Below are 16,055 nucleotides of genomic sequence, written 5' to 3'. Positions count from 1 at the left end.
GTTAATTGGCATCTTTATTTTTACAATAATGGTTTAATTTGACAGCTCAATTCAATGCGTATGAAAGTGTATAAATTAGCTATAATAGGTTTTATTAGTTTGACTACAACTGTATTTTCACAATCCTTTGGATGGGCAAATCAATTTTCAAATATAAATCCTGTTATTAATTTTGCTGTAACTACTGATAAATTTAATAATGTCTACACTACAGGTTTATTTCATGGAACTGCGGATTTCGATAGTAGTCCGGGACAATATACATTAACAGCAATTGCCGGAGATGTGTTTGTTCAAAAATCTGATTCGGCGGGGAATTTTATATGGGCTAAGCAAATTGGTGGAACTTCCGGCGAATACGGAAAGAGCATAAAAACAGATAATGCAGGAAATGTTTATATATGTGGTTACTTTCAGGGCGTAGCAGATTTTGATCCGGGAATTGGAACGTATACATTATCATCTTCGGGGCAATACGATTGTTTTGTGATGAAATTAGACGCGGCCGGCAATTTTGTTTGGGCTAAGAAAGTTGGCGGTACTTTACAAGACTACTGTTACGGTTTAAGTTTAGATCAGAATAACAATGTTATTATTACAGGTTATTTTAATAGCGCTACGGTTGACTTTAATCCCGGAACAGGGGTTTATAATTTAAGTACAGCCGGAAACTACGATTGCTTTATTTTAAAACTCGACAACTCCGGTAATTTTTTGTGGGCGCATAAATTTGGAAGTACATCTTATGACTATTCAGAATCGGTTACTATTGATAATTCGGATAATGTTATTATTGCAGGCTACTTTGTTGGTACTGTCGATTTTGATCCTGGCCCAACTGTTTTCAATCTAACAAGTGGAAGTAGTTCAGAAAACGCTTTTATTTTAAAACTAAGCAGTGCCGGTAATTTTATTTGGGCCAAAACTATCCAAAGCACAGGCAATAGTCAAATTAATTCAGTTTCATGCCAAGGAAATAACCTTTTAGTAGGAGGAACATTTTTAGGTCAGTGTGATTTGGACCCTTCCGCAGCACAATATACTTTAAACTGTCTTTCAACGGCGGATGCTTTTTTGGCTAAGTACGACATGAATGGAAATTTTATTTTTGGAGGCGGATATCAAAGCCCTTCCGGTTACACGGTTATCGAATCGGTTAATTTCAATTCGCTTGGCGATGTTTATGCGGTAGGTCATCATGTTGGAGTCACTGATTTTGATCCCTCAGTGAATACTTATACTGCAAGTAGCTTGGCAAGCTCTTATGATTTTTTTGTTTTCAAATTAAATACAACCGGACAACTACAGTGGGTGTTTACACCACAAGGGGCTTCTAATGATTACGCATGGAGTATGGCTGTAAATAAAGATAATCAAGTTATTTATTGCGGTCAATTTTACACAACAATCGATTTTGATCCGGCACCAACAGTTTACACTCTTACAAGTTTGGGAGGCGATGCATTTGTTTCCATGTTATATGAGTGTACAGCTCCTAGTTCACCGGTTAATTCAACTACAAGTGCTATGTTAAATATTTGTGCCGGTAATACAACAACGCTTTCTGTTAATGCGCAAGGAAACGTACTATGGTACAATGTTCCCAACGGTGGAAGTTTTATTAATACCGGAGCTAATTTTGTAACACCGAATTTATCCGCAGGAACCTATACTTACTATGCGGAATCCATTACTTGTGATACAAGCTTAAACCGGACCCCAATTGTGGTTTCTGTAAGCCCTAATTTTTCTGCAACAACAAATGCTACCATTTGCGCAGGTAATACTTACACCTTGCCTAGTGGTACAGTGGTGAGTACGGCAGGAACTTATACATCAAATCTATTTACGGCAAAAGGGTGCGACAGTGTTATTGTTACCAACTTGTTGGTTAATCAGCCAAATGTTAATGTTACAAATAGTGGATTAACTATTTCAGCACTAGCCACCGGCGCCACATTTCAATGGTATGATTGTAATTTAAATCAAATAATAGTTGGCGCTACGGCCCAAACTTTTACCGCAAGCATGAATGGTTCTTACGCAGTAATTGTTACGCAAAATGGTTGTCAGGATACTTCTGTTTGTACCTTAATACAAAATGTAGGAATTAATGAGTTAAATATTCCGACTTTACTTCTCTATCCAAATCCTACTGCCGGTAAAATAAAAATAAATACATCTGTTTTAAACGATGTTACTGCTATAAAAATTTATTCAACACGTGGTGAGTTAGTTTTCATTCGGGAAATTTACCAACAAAAGGATTTAGAATTTGAATTTGATGGTAATGCAGGTGTTTATTACATTCGATTAGAGAGAAACAGAAATCCTTTTATAACTATAAAAATCATTAAGCAATAGGGGTGAAGTTGTGTTAATTATATTCAAAAAATATGATTTATTTGAAGTCATATCGGCACAAATAAAGTGCCTTAATTTATACTAATTATTTCCTCTTCGGCACCTAAGCCAATATCCTTCGCGCGCTCAACGAAAACGAATTAGCATCTCAGGCTTCTCAAGCCGGATTAAAAGGAACTACTTACGAAAACGTAAAATCAGCGATTGAAGCCGCAAAGAAAAAAGCAAAAGCGGGCGATTTAATTTTTGTAGGTGGAAGTACTTTTGTAGTGGCGGATGCTCTTACTTAATGAATGTCAGGTCGAGCGGAGTCGAGACCTCTTAGCATCACTTCTCGAAGCCGCGACGAAAAGGTAAAAGTCGGCGATTTGATTTTTCTAGATGGAGGTACTTTTGTGGAAGCAGATGCGCTGGCTATTTAGTTTAGGGGATTACTTTTCAAGCAGTATATACATATTGAATTCATTAGCATTATGAATTCAATATGTCTTATCAATTAAACACAAGCTTACATCCTGACGAAAATCATCTCAATATCTGATTTTCGTCATCTGATTTTTTTTAAATGACTGAAATTTGTAGAAAGCATTTATTATGAAAAAATTAATCATTCTTTTTTCTACATTGACTATTACAGTTAATGCACAAATTAAAGTATTTAGTGGTGGGGCCGTATCTTATGGTTCAACAACTGCACCAGGAGGTGGTGAAAAGCATAAGTTTACAGGCGATTTGGTTGTAGGTTCCACTTCATCTATAAGTGGATCTGCAGCTCGAATTAGGGGTAATAATGGCTTTTCAGCAGCCAACACACCAGACTATACGTGGTACGGTAATGACCAAACCGGATTATTTCACCCAGCCATTAATATAATTGGTTTCACTATAGGCAGTAGCGAAAAAATGCGTTTAGATGCTAATGGAAACTTGGCTATAGGAACGACAAGTACAAGTGATAAATTACACGTAGTAGGGAATACTCGTTTAAATGGAAATACCCGTTTTGATAATTGGACAGATATCATTACGGATTGGGGAGGGGCTTATAGTGCTCCAAGGATGTATCCGGAAAACGATTGGTATTTTCATTTGGGAAGTTCTACCAATTATTTAGGCGATGCTTATATAAACCATATTTTAACCCGCAATTCAATCACATTCACCTCAGACCAGAGTGTTAAACAAAACATAAATTATAATTTGACTCCAATTGTTGCAAAATTGAAGCAAGTAAAGCCGGCAAGTTATAACTATAAGTCAAATTTGTCGCCAGGCGCTCCTGCAGCCATTAAGGCGAGTCAATCTGCTTCAACTGAATACGGCTTAATTGCACAAGATTTAATAACTGTTTTTCCGGAGTTAGTTGAAAAGGATCAGGCCACAGGTTTATACGGGGTAAAATACATTGAGTTTATCCCATTGCTTATTAATGTTTTTAATCAACAGCAATCTGAACTTGATAGTTTGAAGAAGCAGTTGAATCAATGTTGTGCAATGTCAAATGGTAATAATAGAATAATTACTCAGGATAGCAACAGTTCTGATGAAAGCAATAATAGTTCCTACATAAAACAAAACAACCCAAATCCATTTAATAAAGAAACCTTAATTGAATATTTTGTGGCAGAAAGGAATGCCAACGCATCTGTTTTGGTTTTTGACATGAATGGCAAGTTATTGAAAACACTGAAAATTACAAGCTCAGGTAAGGGTTCAATTACAATAAATGCTAACGACTTTGCGCCTGGCATGTATTACTACAGTCTGGTTGTAAATAATAAGGAAGTTGGAACTAAGAAAATGATTTTAACTGAGTAAAGGCGATAAGGATGAAAATTTTAAGAGCGAAATTAGTATTGATATTTTTGATAAGTATTCTTCACATGAAGGCTCAGTTACCACTGAGTGACCCCACATTTACTTTAGTACTGCATGAAGAATTTAACTCGTTTGATCCTTTGTTGTGGCATAACCAATATACATGGCGAGGACCTGTTAATAACGGTTTAGAATATAATAGCCCTGCCAACCTTAATTACACCTTGAATACAGGTTATTTAACAATTAAGTGTGAAACAGTATCACCAATAACTTTTACACTAGGAGATTATTCACCATACAATTATCAAAGCGGGGTTATTCAATCAAAGTTTACTCACAAATATGGTTATTTTGAAATTTCCGCTAAACTTCCCGTGGGCCAAGGTTTTTGGCCGGCATTTTGGACTTTAGGTGGCGCACCTTCTACATGTACCGCAGGTATATATAATGAAATTGATATTATGGAAAATAACGGAGACCAATCTGTCAGTGGCACCGAATTAGGCACGCATTACCACTGGCGGGACATTAACTCATGCGAAAGAACGAGTGCCTCAAATATAATAAATGGGTTAGCAAATATGGCTAATGAACACAAATATGCTGTGTTTTGGGAACCAAATAGAATGACTTGGTTTTTTGACGATGTTCCTGTGGCCATAATAAATGACCCCACATATACGCCTCAAAACGCATGCTGTACAATAATAAATTTCGCTATTGATCCTGATCCGGGTAGAATGCCAGATGGAACAACAGTATTTCCTGCTTATTATCAAATCAATTATTTAAAAATATGGCAGCTAATTCCTGACTGCAATGCAAATCCAACTTTTTGCAGCAATTTCAACGCAGGCACATACGTTAGTAAAGTAAAACAGTCAATTAGCATCGGAGGTTCAGGTTGCAGCGATAACATTAATACAAGCGGCAATATAAATTTTTGGGCAACCGATTTTGTTTTACTTGATGAAGGAACAACTATTACAGATAACGGTTCCGGAAGTTTTATGGCTGCAACAACGCAATGCCCTTATTAACAATTTAATTCGAAAAATATGAAATCAATTTTGGTATTTATAGTTTGGTTAATTACCCTTTTACCCTCAAATAAAGCAGCAAAAGATTATCGGGATACCTTTTGCGGGAATTATTCTTGTAAAAGAATTTATAAGTACTCGAATTCGAATTATACTGGAATGGTTTCCGACACAAGTAATGTAACGCTTGTAATCTCAAAAAATGATAAGGATTCGCTTTTGAATATTAACACCCCGGAAGGGTCTTTTGTTTTTACACTAAAAGATAATAACGTAAGCTCTACAAACAAAAATATTCGTTGTTTTGGTAAAATAAGAAACGATAGTCTGTATTTAACATGTATCCCTTCTTCTGGACCTGAATCTTTTAGGTATATTGGAAAGAAGTAAAAAATTGTACCTTTATTATAATACAATTAAGTATAGGATGTGTTATGTCGATAAGATTATTTTATATATTCTTGGTATGTTTTAGTGTTTTTTATTCTCATTCACAAAACATTTATACCTACGCTGGAACAGGAATAGCCGGTTATTCGGGTGATAATGGTCCTGCTATCTCTGCACAAATTTATTTATCTGCAGATATCACAACCGATTCTTTTGGCAACGTTTATTTCTGCGATAATGCAAACAATAGAGTAAGAAAAATAGATCCTTCCGGCAATATTAGTACAATAGCTGGGGGCGGTTCTTCTTTGGCAGAAGGGATTCCTGCCACTTCTGCTACAATAATTGAACCTCATGGTATTGCGGTTGATGCGTCAGGTAACATTTATGTTTCCGAAGTTTACCTTGCTCGCGTTAGAAAAATAAACACAAGTGGCATTATAAATACTATAGCTGGTAATGGGAATGTGGGTTATGCTGGCGATGGAGGACCCGCTATTTCGGCCGAACTAAAATGGCCTTATGATGTTGCCGTAGACGCTTCAGGCAACATATATATTGCAGATGCTGGAAATAACCGTATCCGCATGATAAATACGTTAGGAGTTATTTCTACAATCGCTGGTAACGGCCTTGCAGGTTATAGTGGTGACGGAGGACCCGCAACTTCGGCACAGCTTAACTCCGCTTCCGGAATAGATGTTGATCCATTAGGAAATATTTTCATCGCTGACCGATTTAATGGACGAATTAGAAAAATTAATAGTTCCGGCACTATAAGTACCATTGCAGGCTCAGGTGTCATGGGAAATTCAGGCGATGGAGGATTAGCAACTTTAGCACAGATAGGTTCACCAAATGGAGTAACTTTAGATGCTGCTGGAAATATTTATATCGCTGATGGATGGTATGGAACTTTAAGGAAAATAAACACTTCTAATATTATCTCCACAATTGCTGGAACTGGCATCCCTGGTTATTCAGGCGATGGTGGTCTGGCTACTTTGGCGCAGATTAAGACTTCTTATTTAACTATTGGAACTACTGGAAATGTTTTTTTAAGTGATGGAGGCAATGATCGTATTCGTGAAATTTGTTTTAATGCTTGTTCAATTGGAATTACGGAAAGTAAACTTGAGAACGAAGTCAAGTTATTTCCAATTCCTGCCAATAATTATATTAGCTTAGAAACAGGAAACATTAATATAGAAAACTCACAAATAGAAATTACAAATATGCTTGGCGAAAGAGTATTGAGTTCTACATACACCAATCATATCGATGTTGGTAGCATTAGTGAAGGGATTTATAATTTACAAATAGTCTCTAGCGAAGCAATAATTACAAAAAAAATTGTAATTCAACACTAAATAAATGCTGCAACTATCGTAAAAAAAGTAATAGTGAAATAAATTTTATTTTCCCTTCGGTGCCAAAGCCAAATTCACACGTTGCGCAACGGTTTGCGCAATTTTCGATAAGTAGGTATTGATAATTTTTGTGGGGTTATTGATGTTAGCCGGGAATTCAATTTCAGCTACACCTGAATTAATTTCTTTCGCATCATAAGTGTATACAGTATAATGTAAAATTATTTTTCTGAAGCCTGACGCGGCAGCAACATCTGCGGGCCCGCCGCTGTTCGAAGCTTTAATGTCGAGTTGATTAACGAAAACAAAAATATCGCTTTTGTATTTACCATATAAGTAAGGAACAAGTGTAGCGTTGGTAATCTTCGCGTTCATGAAACGCTTTTCGTTATCGGTGCCCACAACGATTTGTCCTTTTTCAATTTTCTTTTCTTCCTTTTCTTTTTTTGGCGGAGTGTAATTGCTTTGATCAGGTACTTTCATGTAAGCATAATTGAGGTACTGATAAATGTTTTCTAAATCTTTCTTCGTCTTAACTGTATCATCAATCATGTCCACCACCAAGTGCTGTGATTTGAAAGCTTTGTACAATTGCTCATTCATTCCATCACGAAATGTGTTTTTAATTTGCTTACCGCTCATTTTCGTTTCCATGTTGATGGCATAATCCACCTCACTCATGTACATGCGCGGTTCAAAAGGAATAATCATCACTTTATGTTTACCCGGAGCAGGCGCTTTTTCTTCGCCTTTTTTGCTAATGGTAGTATGTTGCGCAAAGGATAACGCGTAGGTCAATAAAAAAATTACAGATGCAATTAACCTATAATTCTTTTTATTCATGGCTAGTATAACGTTTAAAATACGATTTGGTTACATTAATCCCTTAACCAATCGGTGTTGGCGTAAATCATCAGACTTAAGATAAGTACAAGTCCCACATAATTCGCGTAGTAAATAACTTTCTCCGGAATTTTGCGGCGACTAATTATCTCAATCAATAAAAATAAAATGTATCCGCCATCCAACATTGGAATTGGTAAGAAGTTCATGAACGCTAATACTAAAGATAGGAATCCGGTAAATAACCAGAAAGCATGCCAGTCCCAAACTTCATTCATGTTTTTATACATGCTATAAAATCCGCCAACTTGTTTGTGCGCGTCTTTCACGGTAAACAATACAACAAATTGCTTCGCCTGCATAATTAAATTTTCAATGCCGTAATGCAAGCCTGCACCCAAAGATTCGAAGAAGCCGAATTTCTGATCGTATATCGGCGTGTATTTTTCGGTGTTGTTGTAAAAGCCAATACTGCCTTCTAAACTGATTTTTGATTTTAATCTAACGGTGTCCACACCGCGGATAACAACCAATTCAGCTTCTTTGCCTTTGTAATAAGCTTTCTCTCTACTGAAATCACTATAGAAGGGTGTTAACTTATCGTTGATGCCAATAATCAAATCGCCCTTTTTCAAACCTGCGGATTCTGCATATGATGCAGGTGCAATCAATTCAACCTCAGTAGGCATTCGCACACTTACAAAATCACCACCACTTCTAGATCTTTTTAATCCGCTTAATATTTTGCTGATGTTGTCTTCTGAAATCGGGATAGTTACTTTTTGTCCGTCGCGCAACACTTCCATGCTGGTAGCTTTGTTCATGATGATTTCAATTGGCACCTGACGTAAATTAGTAATTGGTTTTCCGTCTACAGATGTAACAAAATCACCATCTCTTAATCCCATGTTTAAAGCGGTAGAATCACAAGCGATACCGTATTTTAATTGATCGGCAGGAATGGTTTGGCGTCCCCAGAAATAAAACACCATCCAATAAATAAGGAAACCTAAAATCAGATTCACCAAAATTCCTCCCATCATAATCAGTAAACGTTGGTAAGCAGGCTTCGCACGGAATTCCCAAGGCTCCGGTTCTTTCTCCAACATGGTTTTATCCATTTGCTCATCTACCATTCCCGCGATTTGCACATAGCCACCGAATGGAAACCATCCTAAACCGTAAAGCGTATCACCGATTTTCTTTTTGAAAAGCGAAAAATTAAGCAATCCCGCAAACGGGAATAAGAAATCGAAGAACAAATAAAATTTTTCTACACGGCATTTGAAACGTTTGGCAAAAAAGAAATGCCCGAATTCGTGAAGCGTAATTAAAATTGTTAAGCTTAAAAAAAGTTGTCCGAATTTTACCATAATGTTTTTTCTTATAACAATGATGCCGCCAGTTTTCTGGTTTCGGTATCACATTCTATGTATTGATTGTAATCTGGTTGTTGTATGAATTCAATTTTGTGAAGGCATTTTTCAATGAGTTCACTCATTTGTAAAAATTTTATTTTGTCTTTCAAAAACGCGTCAACCGCTACTTCGTTAGCAGCGTTTAATACGCAGGGCATATTTCCGCCTTTTTTAAGGGCTTCGTAGGCTAAGGCTAAGTTAGTGAAAGTTTGGGTGTCGGGCTTCTCGAAAGTAAGCTGCGGATAGTTAAAAAAATCAAAACGTTTAAATGCATTCTGTACTCGCGCCGGATAGGAAAATGCATATTGTATCGGCAATTTCATATCGGGTAGACCCAATTGCGCTTTCATGCTGCCATCTTCAAACTGCACAATGCTGTGTACGATGCTTTGAGGATGCACAATCACATCAATCTGCTCAGGCTTTAAATTAAAGAGCCATTTGGCTTCAATAACCTCTAATCCTTTATTCATTAAGCTAGCCGAATCAATCGTAATTTTTGCGCCCATGCTCCAGTTCGGATGCTTAAGGGCTTGTTCGCGCGTTACGTTTTCTAAATCTTTTCTCGTTTTTCCTCTGAAGGGTCCGCCCGAAGCAGTCAAATAAATTTTTTCAATTTTATTATCCCACTCTCCGGCCAGGCATTGAAAAATAGCGGAGTGTTCCGAATCAACCGGATAAATATTTACAGCATTTTCTCTTGCTAACTTCGTTACTAAATCGCCCGCCACTACTAATGTTTCTTTATTGGCTAAGGCAATTGTTTTTTTATGTTTAATGGCATTGATGGTAGAGGCGAGTCCGGCGTAACCAACAATACTGGCTAACACCACATCAATGTTTTCTGATTCTACAATTTGTTCAACCGCTTTATTGCCCGCAAAAACTTTAATGCCCTTATCAAATAAAACATCTTTTACTTGTTTGTATTTGCTTTCATCGGCAATGACTACAGAATTCGGATTAAATTCTAAAGCTTGTTGAATTAAAAGATCAGCATTGGAATTACCCACCAAAACCTCTACTGCAAAATGTTTAGGGTTCTCGCGAATCACTTCTAGAGCTTGTGTTCCTATGCTTCCGGTACTGCCAACAATGGCTATTTTTTTTGCTTCCTGCATCAGGCTGCAAAACTCAGGATTTTTTATGGATTAAGGAACTTAAGAGAGGGAGAATAATGGACAAAAACCCGCTAAAAACCCTGATTTTTGATAAAAAGAGCCAAAATGCCATAAAAAAACCCCGCCGAAGCAAGGTTTTTCAAAATATTTAAAGAAGATTTAGTTAACCTGACCGTAATCTTTAGTGCTTACGATAGCGCCATTTTCGTCCCAGTTATTCCAAACACCGGTTTTTTCACCGTTTTTATAATTCATTTCAAAACGTTTTTTACCGTTATCATCGTATACAATCCAGGTGCCATCTTTTTTTCCGGCTGCGTATGCCGCAATACCTATCATCATGCCACCTTCGTTATAGCGTACCCACTTTCCTGATTTTAATCCCGCTTCATAAGTACCGGTCTCCATTAATTTTCCGGAGGCGTAATAATATTTGGCTTCACCGTTTAATTTGCCGTCTTTTATTTCGAGAGTAGATTTTTTAATTCCGTTTTCATCCAAAGAGAGAGTGCCGCTGAATAAAGTACCGTCGGCATTGGCATATAAGCCATCGCTGTTTTGTTTTACCTGGGCGTTGGCAAAAAATGCCACCATTAAAATTCCCAGAATGAAGCTCCATTTTTTCATGTTGTAAAAGATTAAGTGTTAAACAATCGTTTAAAACATTGGCTTCAAATTTGATCGGTTCTTGTTTAAGGAAGAGATCGCTTAATTGACCTTTTGTTTCTAATACAAAATTACTGTAAATGCAAGACGATACGTAGATTTAAATAAAAAATAACATTAAGTATCCGAATACTTAACATTAAGTTTACATTTCTCATTTCCTCTTGTTATGGAAGAGGCGATAAAGAGATGTCTTTGAAATAACCCAATTCAGAACCTTCGATAGTGGTGGATTCATAACCTACCACATTGGCCTGAACTTCAGTTTTTGCATCGGCAGGAACCGATAAAATATAATTACCGTTTAAATCGGTATAACAATACGTGTTGCTGTTTTTAATTTCAACCTTTACGCCGCTTAATGCTTCGCCGGTAGTTTTGTCAATCACTTTACCACACAAGGTTTTTTTATTCTTATCGGAGTTGTTGTTGGCAGTGGCCGTTACCGAGAAGAAGAACAATGTTAATATGAGTAAAGCGTGTTTCATTTTGCATTACAAAAATGCAAACTTAAGGTGTAGTGCATATTAAAGGGATATTATCAAATCGTTAATGAGAAGCTTATATGACTTAACATTAAATTTACATTCCTTTCCCTTTACAATTTTCTATCTGGCACAAAATCAATAAAATATCAAAATCAGGATTCGGAAAATTAGAATTAAATTTGTCCTATGCGCATTGATATCATCACTGTTTTACCCGAATTGTTACGTAGCCCGTTCGAGCATTCTATTTTGAAGCGTGCTCAAAACAAAGGACTCGTTGAAGTGAATCTGATTGATTTGCGTGATTACGGTTTAGGAAAACACAAGCAAGTAGATGATTATGCGTTTGGCGGAGGCGCCGGTATGGTGATGATGATTGAACCCATTGCGAATTGTATCAATAAATTAAAAGCCGAGCGCAGTTATGACGAAATCATTTACATGACGCCCGATGGCGAAACGTTTAATCAGCAAACCGCTAATTCATTATCACTTTTAAAAAACATCATTATACTATCCGGACATTATAAGGGTGTAGACGAGCGCATTCGCGAGCATTTTATCACGAAAGAAATTTCCATTGGCGATTACGTATTATCAGGAGGAGAATTGCCGGCGGCTGTAGTAAGCGATGCCATTATCCGTTTAATTCCCGGTGTATTGAATGATGAAACTTCTGCACTTACTGATTCTTTTCAGGATAATTTATTAGCTCCTCCGGTGTATACGCGTCCTGCTGAGTATAACGGTTGGAAGATACCCGACATTCTGTTGAGCGGTCACGAAAAAAATATTGAGAAGTGGCGCCACGAGAAAGCAATAGAGCGCACCACAAAAAGAAGACCTGATTTACTGAAGTAATCTTCCAATGTTATTTCCCGCAGATAGCACAGATATGCGCAGAGGGTTTAATAGGCAAAGATTGACAAAGCAATATCACAATAAAACATCTGCGATAATCCGCGTGATCGGCGGGACCTAATTATTCTTCAAACTGATATTCTCGTCACCTTGCTTGTATGGCATGTACGTAAAGATGAATTGAAACATCTCTTCGGTGGTTTGCATACTTTCATTGCCTTCACCCTGTTCGATGGTACGCGGTGGATGAAATGGATTGAAAGGATTTTTATCGGTATTATCATAAGTGCCGTAAACATGAATCACCGAGCCCTTCGGAATTTTCACAGGATTGTTATAGGTGTAATAATATTGCCAGCGGAAATCCCATTTGTTGATGCGCACTAAGCGAATGGTATCGCCTTGAGGCGGCAAAGCATAGGCCACAAAACTTTTTCCGATTAAGTGCATATGCGGATTCACCGACAGAATCGAAATATCATTTTGAATTTGTACTTGAGTATGAAAGGTTTTTATTTCATTGGGAGGAATAATCAATTTAGGTTCTATTTCCGAGATACCAAACGTTCCCATTTGCGTTTCAAAAACCGGTCGCTTAGGCGGAGTTTTGCGGAAGAAAATATTAATATGACTGTTATCTTCCGTATCGATGTTTGATGGTCCGTAATGAATGTTCTTCAAAAAGAACACACCGTTTTTAGGCAAACGGAAGCCGCCGATATCTTCTTTATACACGGGAGGAATATAACCCGGCAAATAATACACCACATTACCGAGCAAAGCAGGCAGTGGGGGATTTTTTTTGTCGGTATACGTTAATCCCATTTTTGAATACGCATCGATGTAATTATTTAAAGCATCGGGTAAACTGTTTTCGCCTTTGGTGTAATCGAATGTTCTGCTGTTATCATAACTGAGAAGATGGCCGTTGACGTGGTGCACGAGTTTTCTTTTGTCGGGCACAAATTCAACATACTGTACAAAAGTATCTTTCTCTAAGGCGAATGGATATTTAAGCATTAAAAAAGCATCAATGCCATTTCCTTTTATCGCTACTGGTTGAGGTAATTTTATAACCATATCCGGTTTTCCAAAGAAGGAACCTTCATGGAAGTTTGGTGTTTTTGGTTCTTTGAGTGAATCGCCGCGCGGACAATTATCTTCCACCCAATTTTTGATTAATGCGATTTCTGTTTCGTTCAAAACACGCTCACCAACGAAATGCGAATAGTTGGGATCCGCAGGCCATGGCGGCATGAATTTATTTTGTGTGGTGAATTTTATTTTGTTGGCATTGCGTTTGGCATCATCATAGTTCAATAAATCAAACATGCCCGATTCACCGGGACGGTGACAAGGCGTGCAATTTTTATAAATGATAGGAGCGATGTGTTCACTCCAGGTGGGCGACTCAGCTACAGCTTCCTTTTTTGAATCAGGAGAGCTGCAAGAGTAGAGCAGGAGTAAAGCAAAAGCCGCATATGTGGGGATAGCGCAATGCCTCATTACGCTATAAAGATAAAAAGAAAATGCTTGTTATTGTTTAACCAACTTAAATAAGTAAGTTGAGTTTTCTGCCTCAAGACGGACAAAATAAACTCCAGAATTTAAGAAGTCAATATTTATCTTTTGGTTTTTGATAAAGATATCATTTATGTATTCCTTGCCAATGGCATCTGTAAGAATCAATTTGTATCCTTGAAGCAATTCGCTATGAATGATGAAATATTCTGAGGTTGGATTTGGATATATATTTATGTCTGAAATCAAATAATTGTCGAGTATTCCAGTTGAATAAAAGTTTCCACACATTATATTATTCAGTCTCGTAAATGTAATTTTTCTGCTTGTTCTTGCTACGCCAATGCCCATAAATAATTCATCAATTATATGTCCTGCGCCTTCCTGAAATTGTTCTAATCCATAATTTGTACAGGAAACACTCCCTGTACTAAAACAGGTATCAGTGGGACTTGAAGTAAAATGATTGCAATAATCAGTAATAAAATAAATCAAGGTTTTGCGACAATTTCCGGTTGTGTCAATTTTATAGTGAACTTCCCGTATTTCAGAATAGGCGGAAAACCAATTGGTAATTAGTGCTTGTTGCGGCATTTGCACAACTGCATATTTGTTTAATTGGCCATGCCTTCGCGTTTGTCCAATTGTATTAGTTAGATGAACACTGTCTGGTGTTATATAGATTTTTGACGCTATAGTATCTGTAGTATAAATTACAGACGAAACATTATTAGGAGGAGGTTGATTATTATTATAAATATTACGAATCTGAATGATATCTCCAATGGAGTTATCAAATACGTCTTTATTGGTTAAATGCTTGCCATAACTTCGATTAACAAAGCTGGTGTCATTAGGAAAATCAAAATAAATTCCACTAGTGATTAAACCTTGCGATCGAGCAATTTTTAGCGTTTTAGTGTTATAATAGTGGTAAATAGGATTGTTAGAAGAGTTAAAACATTGAAAAGAAATGGTCTTGACGGTATCACTTAAACCATCATAAGTAACGGAGAAGCCTTTTGACGATAAGGTAGCTCTTAAATAATTTCCGTTAGAAAATCTGTAATAAATCCAATTTGTTCCTACTTGCGCGCCTGCTTTAATCAGTATGGTGTCATTTGTTTTTGTAAAGAAAATATAATCTTCGTTGGATTTGCGAATCGTTTTATATCCAAGCCAAGATGGATAGTTTGATTTTTTACAACTGCCTAAGTCTTTGTAAATTCTGTAATGATAATAAACGGAATCACCCATTATAAAAGAGCTAGAGTCTGGGCGTAAACCTCTTAGGGTATATCCCGCTGAAGTAAATAACCCATCATAGAAATACTCGCTCTTACTGTTAAATAATTCAAATGGCTTTTGCGCAACATTTGTAAATGAGCTAATCACTAAAAATAGAGAGATAAATATTTTACTGAACTTACTCATTAAAAGTAATCAAATATACAGTCTATTTTAAATAGACTCATTTAGAGTATACGGAATGGTTGTTGTAGTTAACAAGTGAGAATGTTTAGTCAATATCTGTTTTATAAAAGGATATGTAATATAATCAATAGTTATAATAGGGCGATATCATCAAATACACCACCACACCTGTAACAGTTACATAAAGCCACAAGGGATAGCTGAAGCGGGTTAACTTCTTGTGTTTTTCGCGCTGATCGGTGAGTCCGTAGTAAAACGAGAGCAATACCATAGGGAAAACAACTATCGCCAATAAAATATGCGATAACAAAATAAATAAGTAGAGTGGTTTTATGCCTGATACGGCGGCGGCTTCAGCAGCATCTAACATTCCGTTGTGATCTACGTCGCCGTATTTGGTATCCGGAATAAAATAGTGTGCAGTTACATAAGACACTAAAAAGAGTGAGCTAAGCACGAAAGCCGTTAAATTAATTTTGCGGTGTAAAGCGATGTTCTTTTTCTTAATGGCAATCAGTGAAAAAATTAACAATACAGAGCAAGTGCCGTTAAAAATTGCGTTTAGCATTGGCAATTTGTAAATGTATGAAGGGATTGTTTCAGGTGCCGGTAAAATTTTACGATTGAGAACAGTTACTGCTCCTAAAATTACAATGGTTGTAATCCAAACTACTACCTTAATGGTTTTATCGCTTGCGTTATTTAATGTTGTACTCAT

The 16,055-nt window shown here is 36.9% G+C and carries 13 protein-coding genes; 5 read left to right on the top strand and 8 right to left on the bottom strand.

From position 1 onward, the window contains the following. Nucleotides 1-54 precede the first annotated feature (54 nt). The 4 genes from J0L69_00920 (at nt 55) to J0L69_00905 (ending at nt 6,985) form a co-directional block, all read left to right on the top strand. Nucleotides 55-2,364 carry an SBBP repeat-containing protein gene (locus J0L69_00920; protein MBN8691720.1) on the top strand — a complete coding sequence of 770 codons (2,310 nt, stop codon included), beginning with the start codon at nt 55-57 and terminating at the stop codon, nt 2,362-2,364. A 594-nt stretch (nt 2,365-2,958) separates the two neighbouring features. Next, nucleotides 2,959-4,182 (top strand): tail fiber domain-containing protein, encoded by a 1,224-nt coding sequence (locus J0L69_00915; protein MBN8691719.1) that lies wholly within the window; start codon nt 2,959-2,961, stop codon nt 4,180-4,182. Between the two features lie 11 nt (nt 4,183-4,193). Further along, nucleotides 4,194-5,225: a glycoside hydrolase family 16 protein gene (locus J0L69_00910; protein ID MBN8691718.1), complete on the top strand. Its 1,032-nt coding sequence runs from the start codon at nt 4,194-4,196 to the stop codon at nt 5,223-5,225. 434 nt (nt 5,226-5,659) lie between these two features. Continuing rightward, nucleotides 5,660-6,985, top strand: coding sequence for a T9SS type A sorting domain-containing protein (locus tag J0L69_00905; protein ID MBN8691717.1), 1,326 nt, complete (start codon nt 5,660-5,662; stop codon nt 6,983-6,985). A gap of 45 nt (nt 6,986-7,030) precedes the next feature. Here J0L69_00905 and J0L69_00900 read toward each other — a convergent pair whose 3' ends face one another. From J0L69_00900 to J0L69_00880, 5 genes are all read right to left on the bottom strand, one after another. After that, nucleotides 7,031-7,828 (bottom strand): hypothetical protein, encoded by a 798-nt coding sequence (locus tag J0L69_00900; protein MBN8691716.1) that lies wholly within the window; start codon nt 7,826-7,828, stop codon nt 7,031-7,033. A 35-nt stretch (nt 7,829-7,863) separates the two neighbouring features. Next, nucleotides 7,864-9,201, bottom strand: coding sequence for an RIP metalloprotease RseP (gene rseP, locus J0L69_00895; GenBank protein MBN8691715.1), 1,338 nt, complete (start codon nt 9,199-9,201; stop codon nt 7,864-7,866). A gap of 11 nt (nt 9,202-9,212) precedes the next feature. Beyond that, nucleotides 9,213-10,367: a 1-deoxy-D-xylulose-5-phosphate reductoisomerase gene (locus tag J0L69_00890; protein MBN8691714.1), complete on the bottom strand. Its 1,155-nt coding sequence runs from the start codon at nt 10,365-10,367 to the stop codon at nt 9,213-9,215. Nucleotides 10,368-10,526: 159 nt separating this feature from the next. Then, the gene (locus J0L69_00885; GenBank protein MBN8691713.1) at nt 10,527-10,994 is read right to left on the bottom strand and encodes a toxin-antitoxin system YwqK family antitoxin; all 468 of its coding nucleotides are present in this window, start codon (nt 10,992-10,994) and stop codon (nt 10,527-10,529) included. A 206-nt stretch (nt 10,995-11,200) separates the two neighbouring features. Beyond that, nucleotides 11,201-11,521 (bottom strand): carboxypeptidase-like regulatory domain-containing protein, encoded by a 321-nt coding sequence (locus J0L69_00880; protein ID MBN8691712.1) that lies wholly within the window; start codon nt 11,519-11,521, stop codon nt 11,201-11,203. Between the two features lie 186 nt (nt 11,522-11,707). Here J0L69_00880 and trmD point away from each other — a divergent pair, with 186 nt between their 5' ends. Then, complete coding sequence (gene trmD, locus J0L69_00875) at nt 11,708-12,382, top strand: tRNA (guanosine(37)-N1)-methyltransferase TrmD (protein ID MBN8691711.1); 675 nt, start codon at nt 11,708-11,710, stop codon at nt 12,380-12,382. A 117-nt stretch (nt 12,383-12,499) separates the two neighbouring features. Here trmD and J0L69_00870 read toward each other — a convergent pair whose 3' ends face one another. From J0L69_00870 to J0L69_00860, 3 genes are all read right to left on the bottom strand, one after another. After that, on the bottom strand, nt 12,500-13,888 hold the full coding sequence (locus tag J0L69_00870) for a hypothetical protein (protein MBN8691710.1): 1,389 nt from the start codon (nt 13,886-13,888) through the stop codon (nt 12,500-12,502). Nucleotides 13,889-13,918: 30 nt separating this feature from the next. After that, nucleotides 13,919-15,337, bottom strand: coding sequence for a T9SS type A sorting domain-containing protein (locus J0L69_00865; GenBank protein ID MBN8691709.1), 1,419 nt, complete (start codon nt 15,335-15,337; stop codon nt 13,919-13,921). A 124-nt stretch (nt 15,338-15,461) separates the two neighbouring features. Continuing rightward, a complete protein-coding gene (locus tag J0L69_00860) occupies nt 15,462-16,055 on the bottom strand; it encodes a DUF420 domain-containing protein (protein MBN8691708.1) in 594 nt (197 codons plus the stop codon).

It is taken from the genome of Bacteroidota bacterium (assembly GCA_017303905.1).
Lineage (GTDB): Bacteria > Bacteroidota > Bacteroidia > B-17B0 > Aurantibacillaceae > JAHEYG01.
The sequence above is the reverse complement of the archived record's forward strand: the minus strand, read 5'-3'. Positions and strand labels throughout refer to the sequence as shown.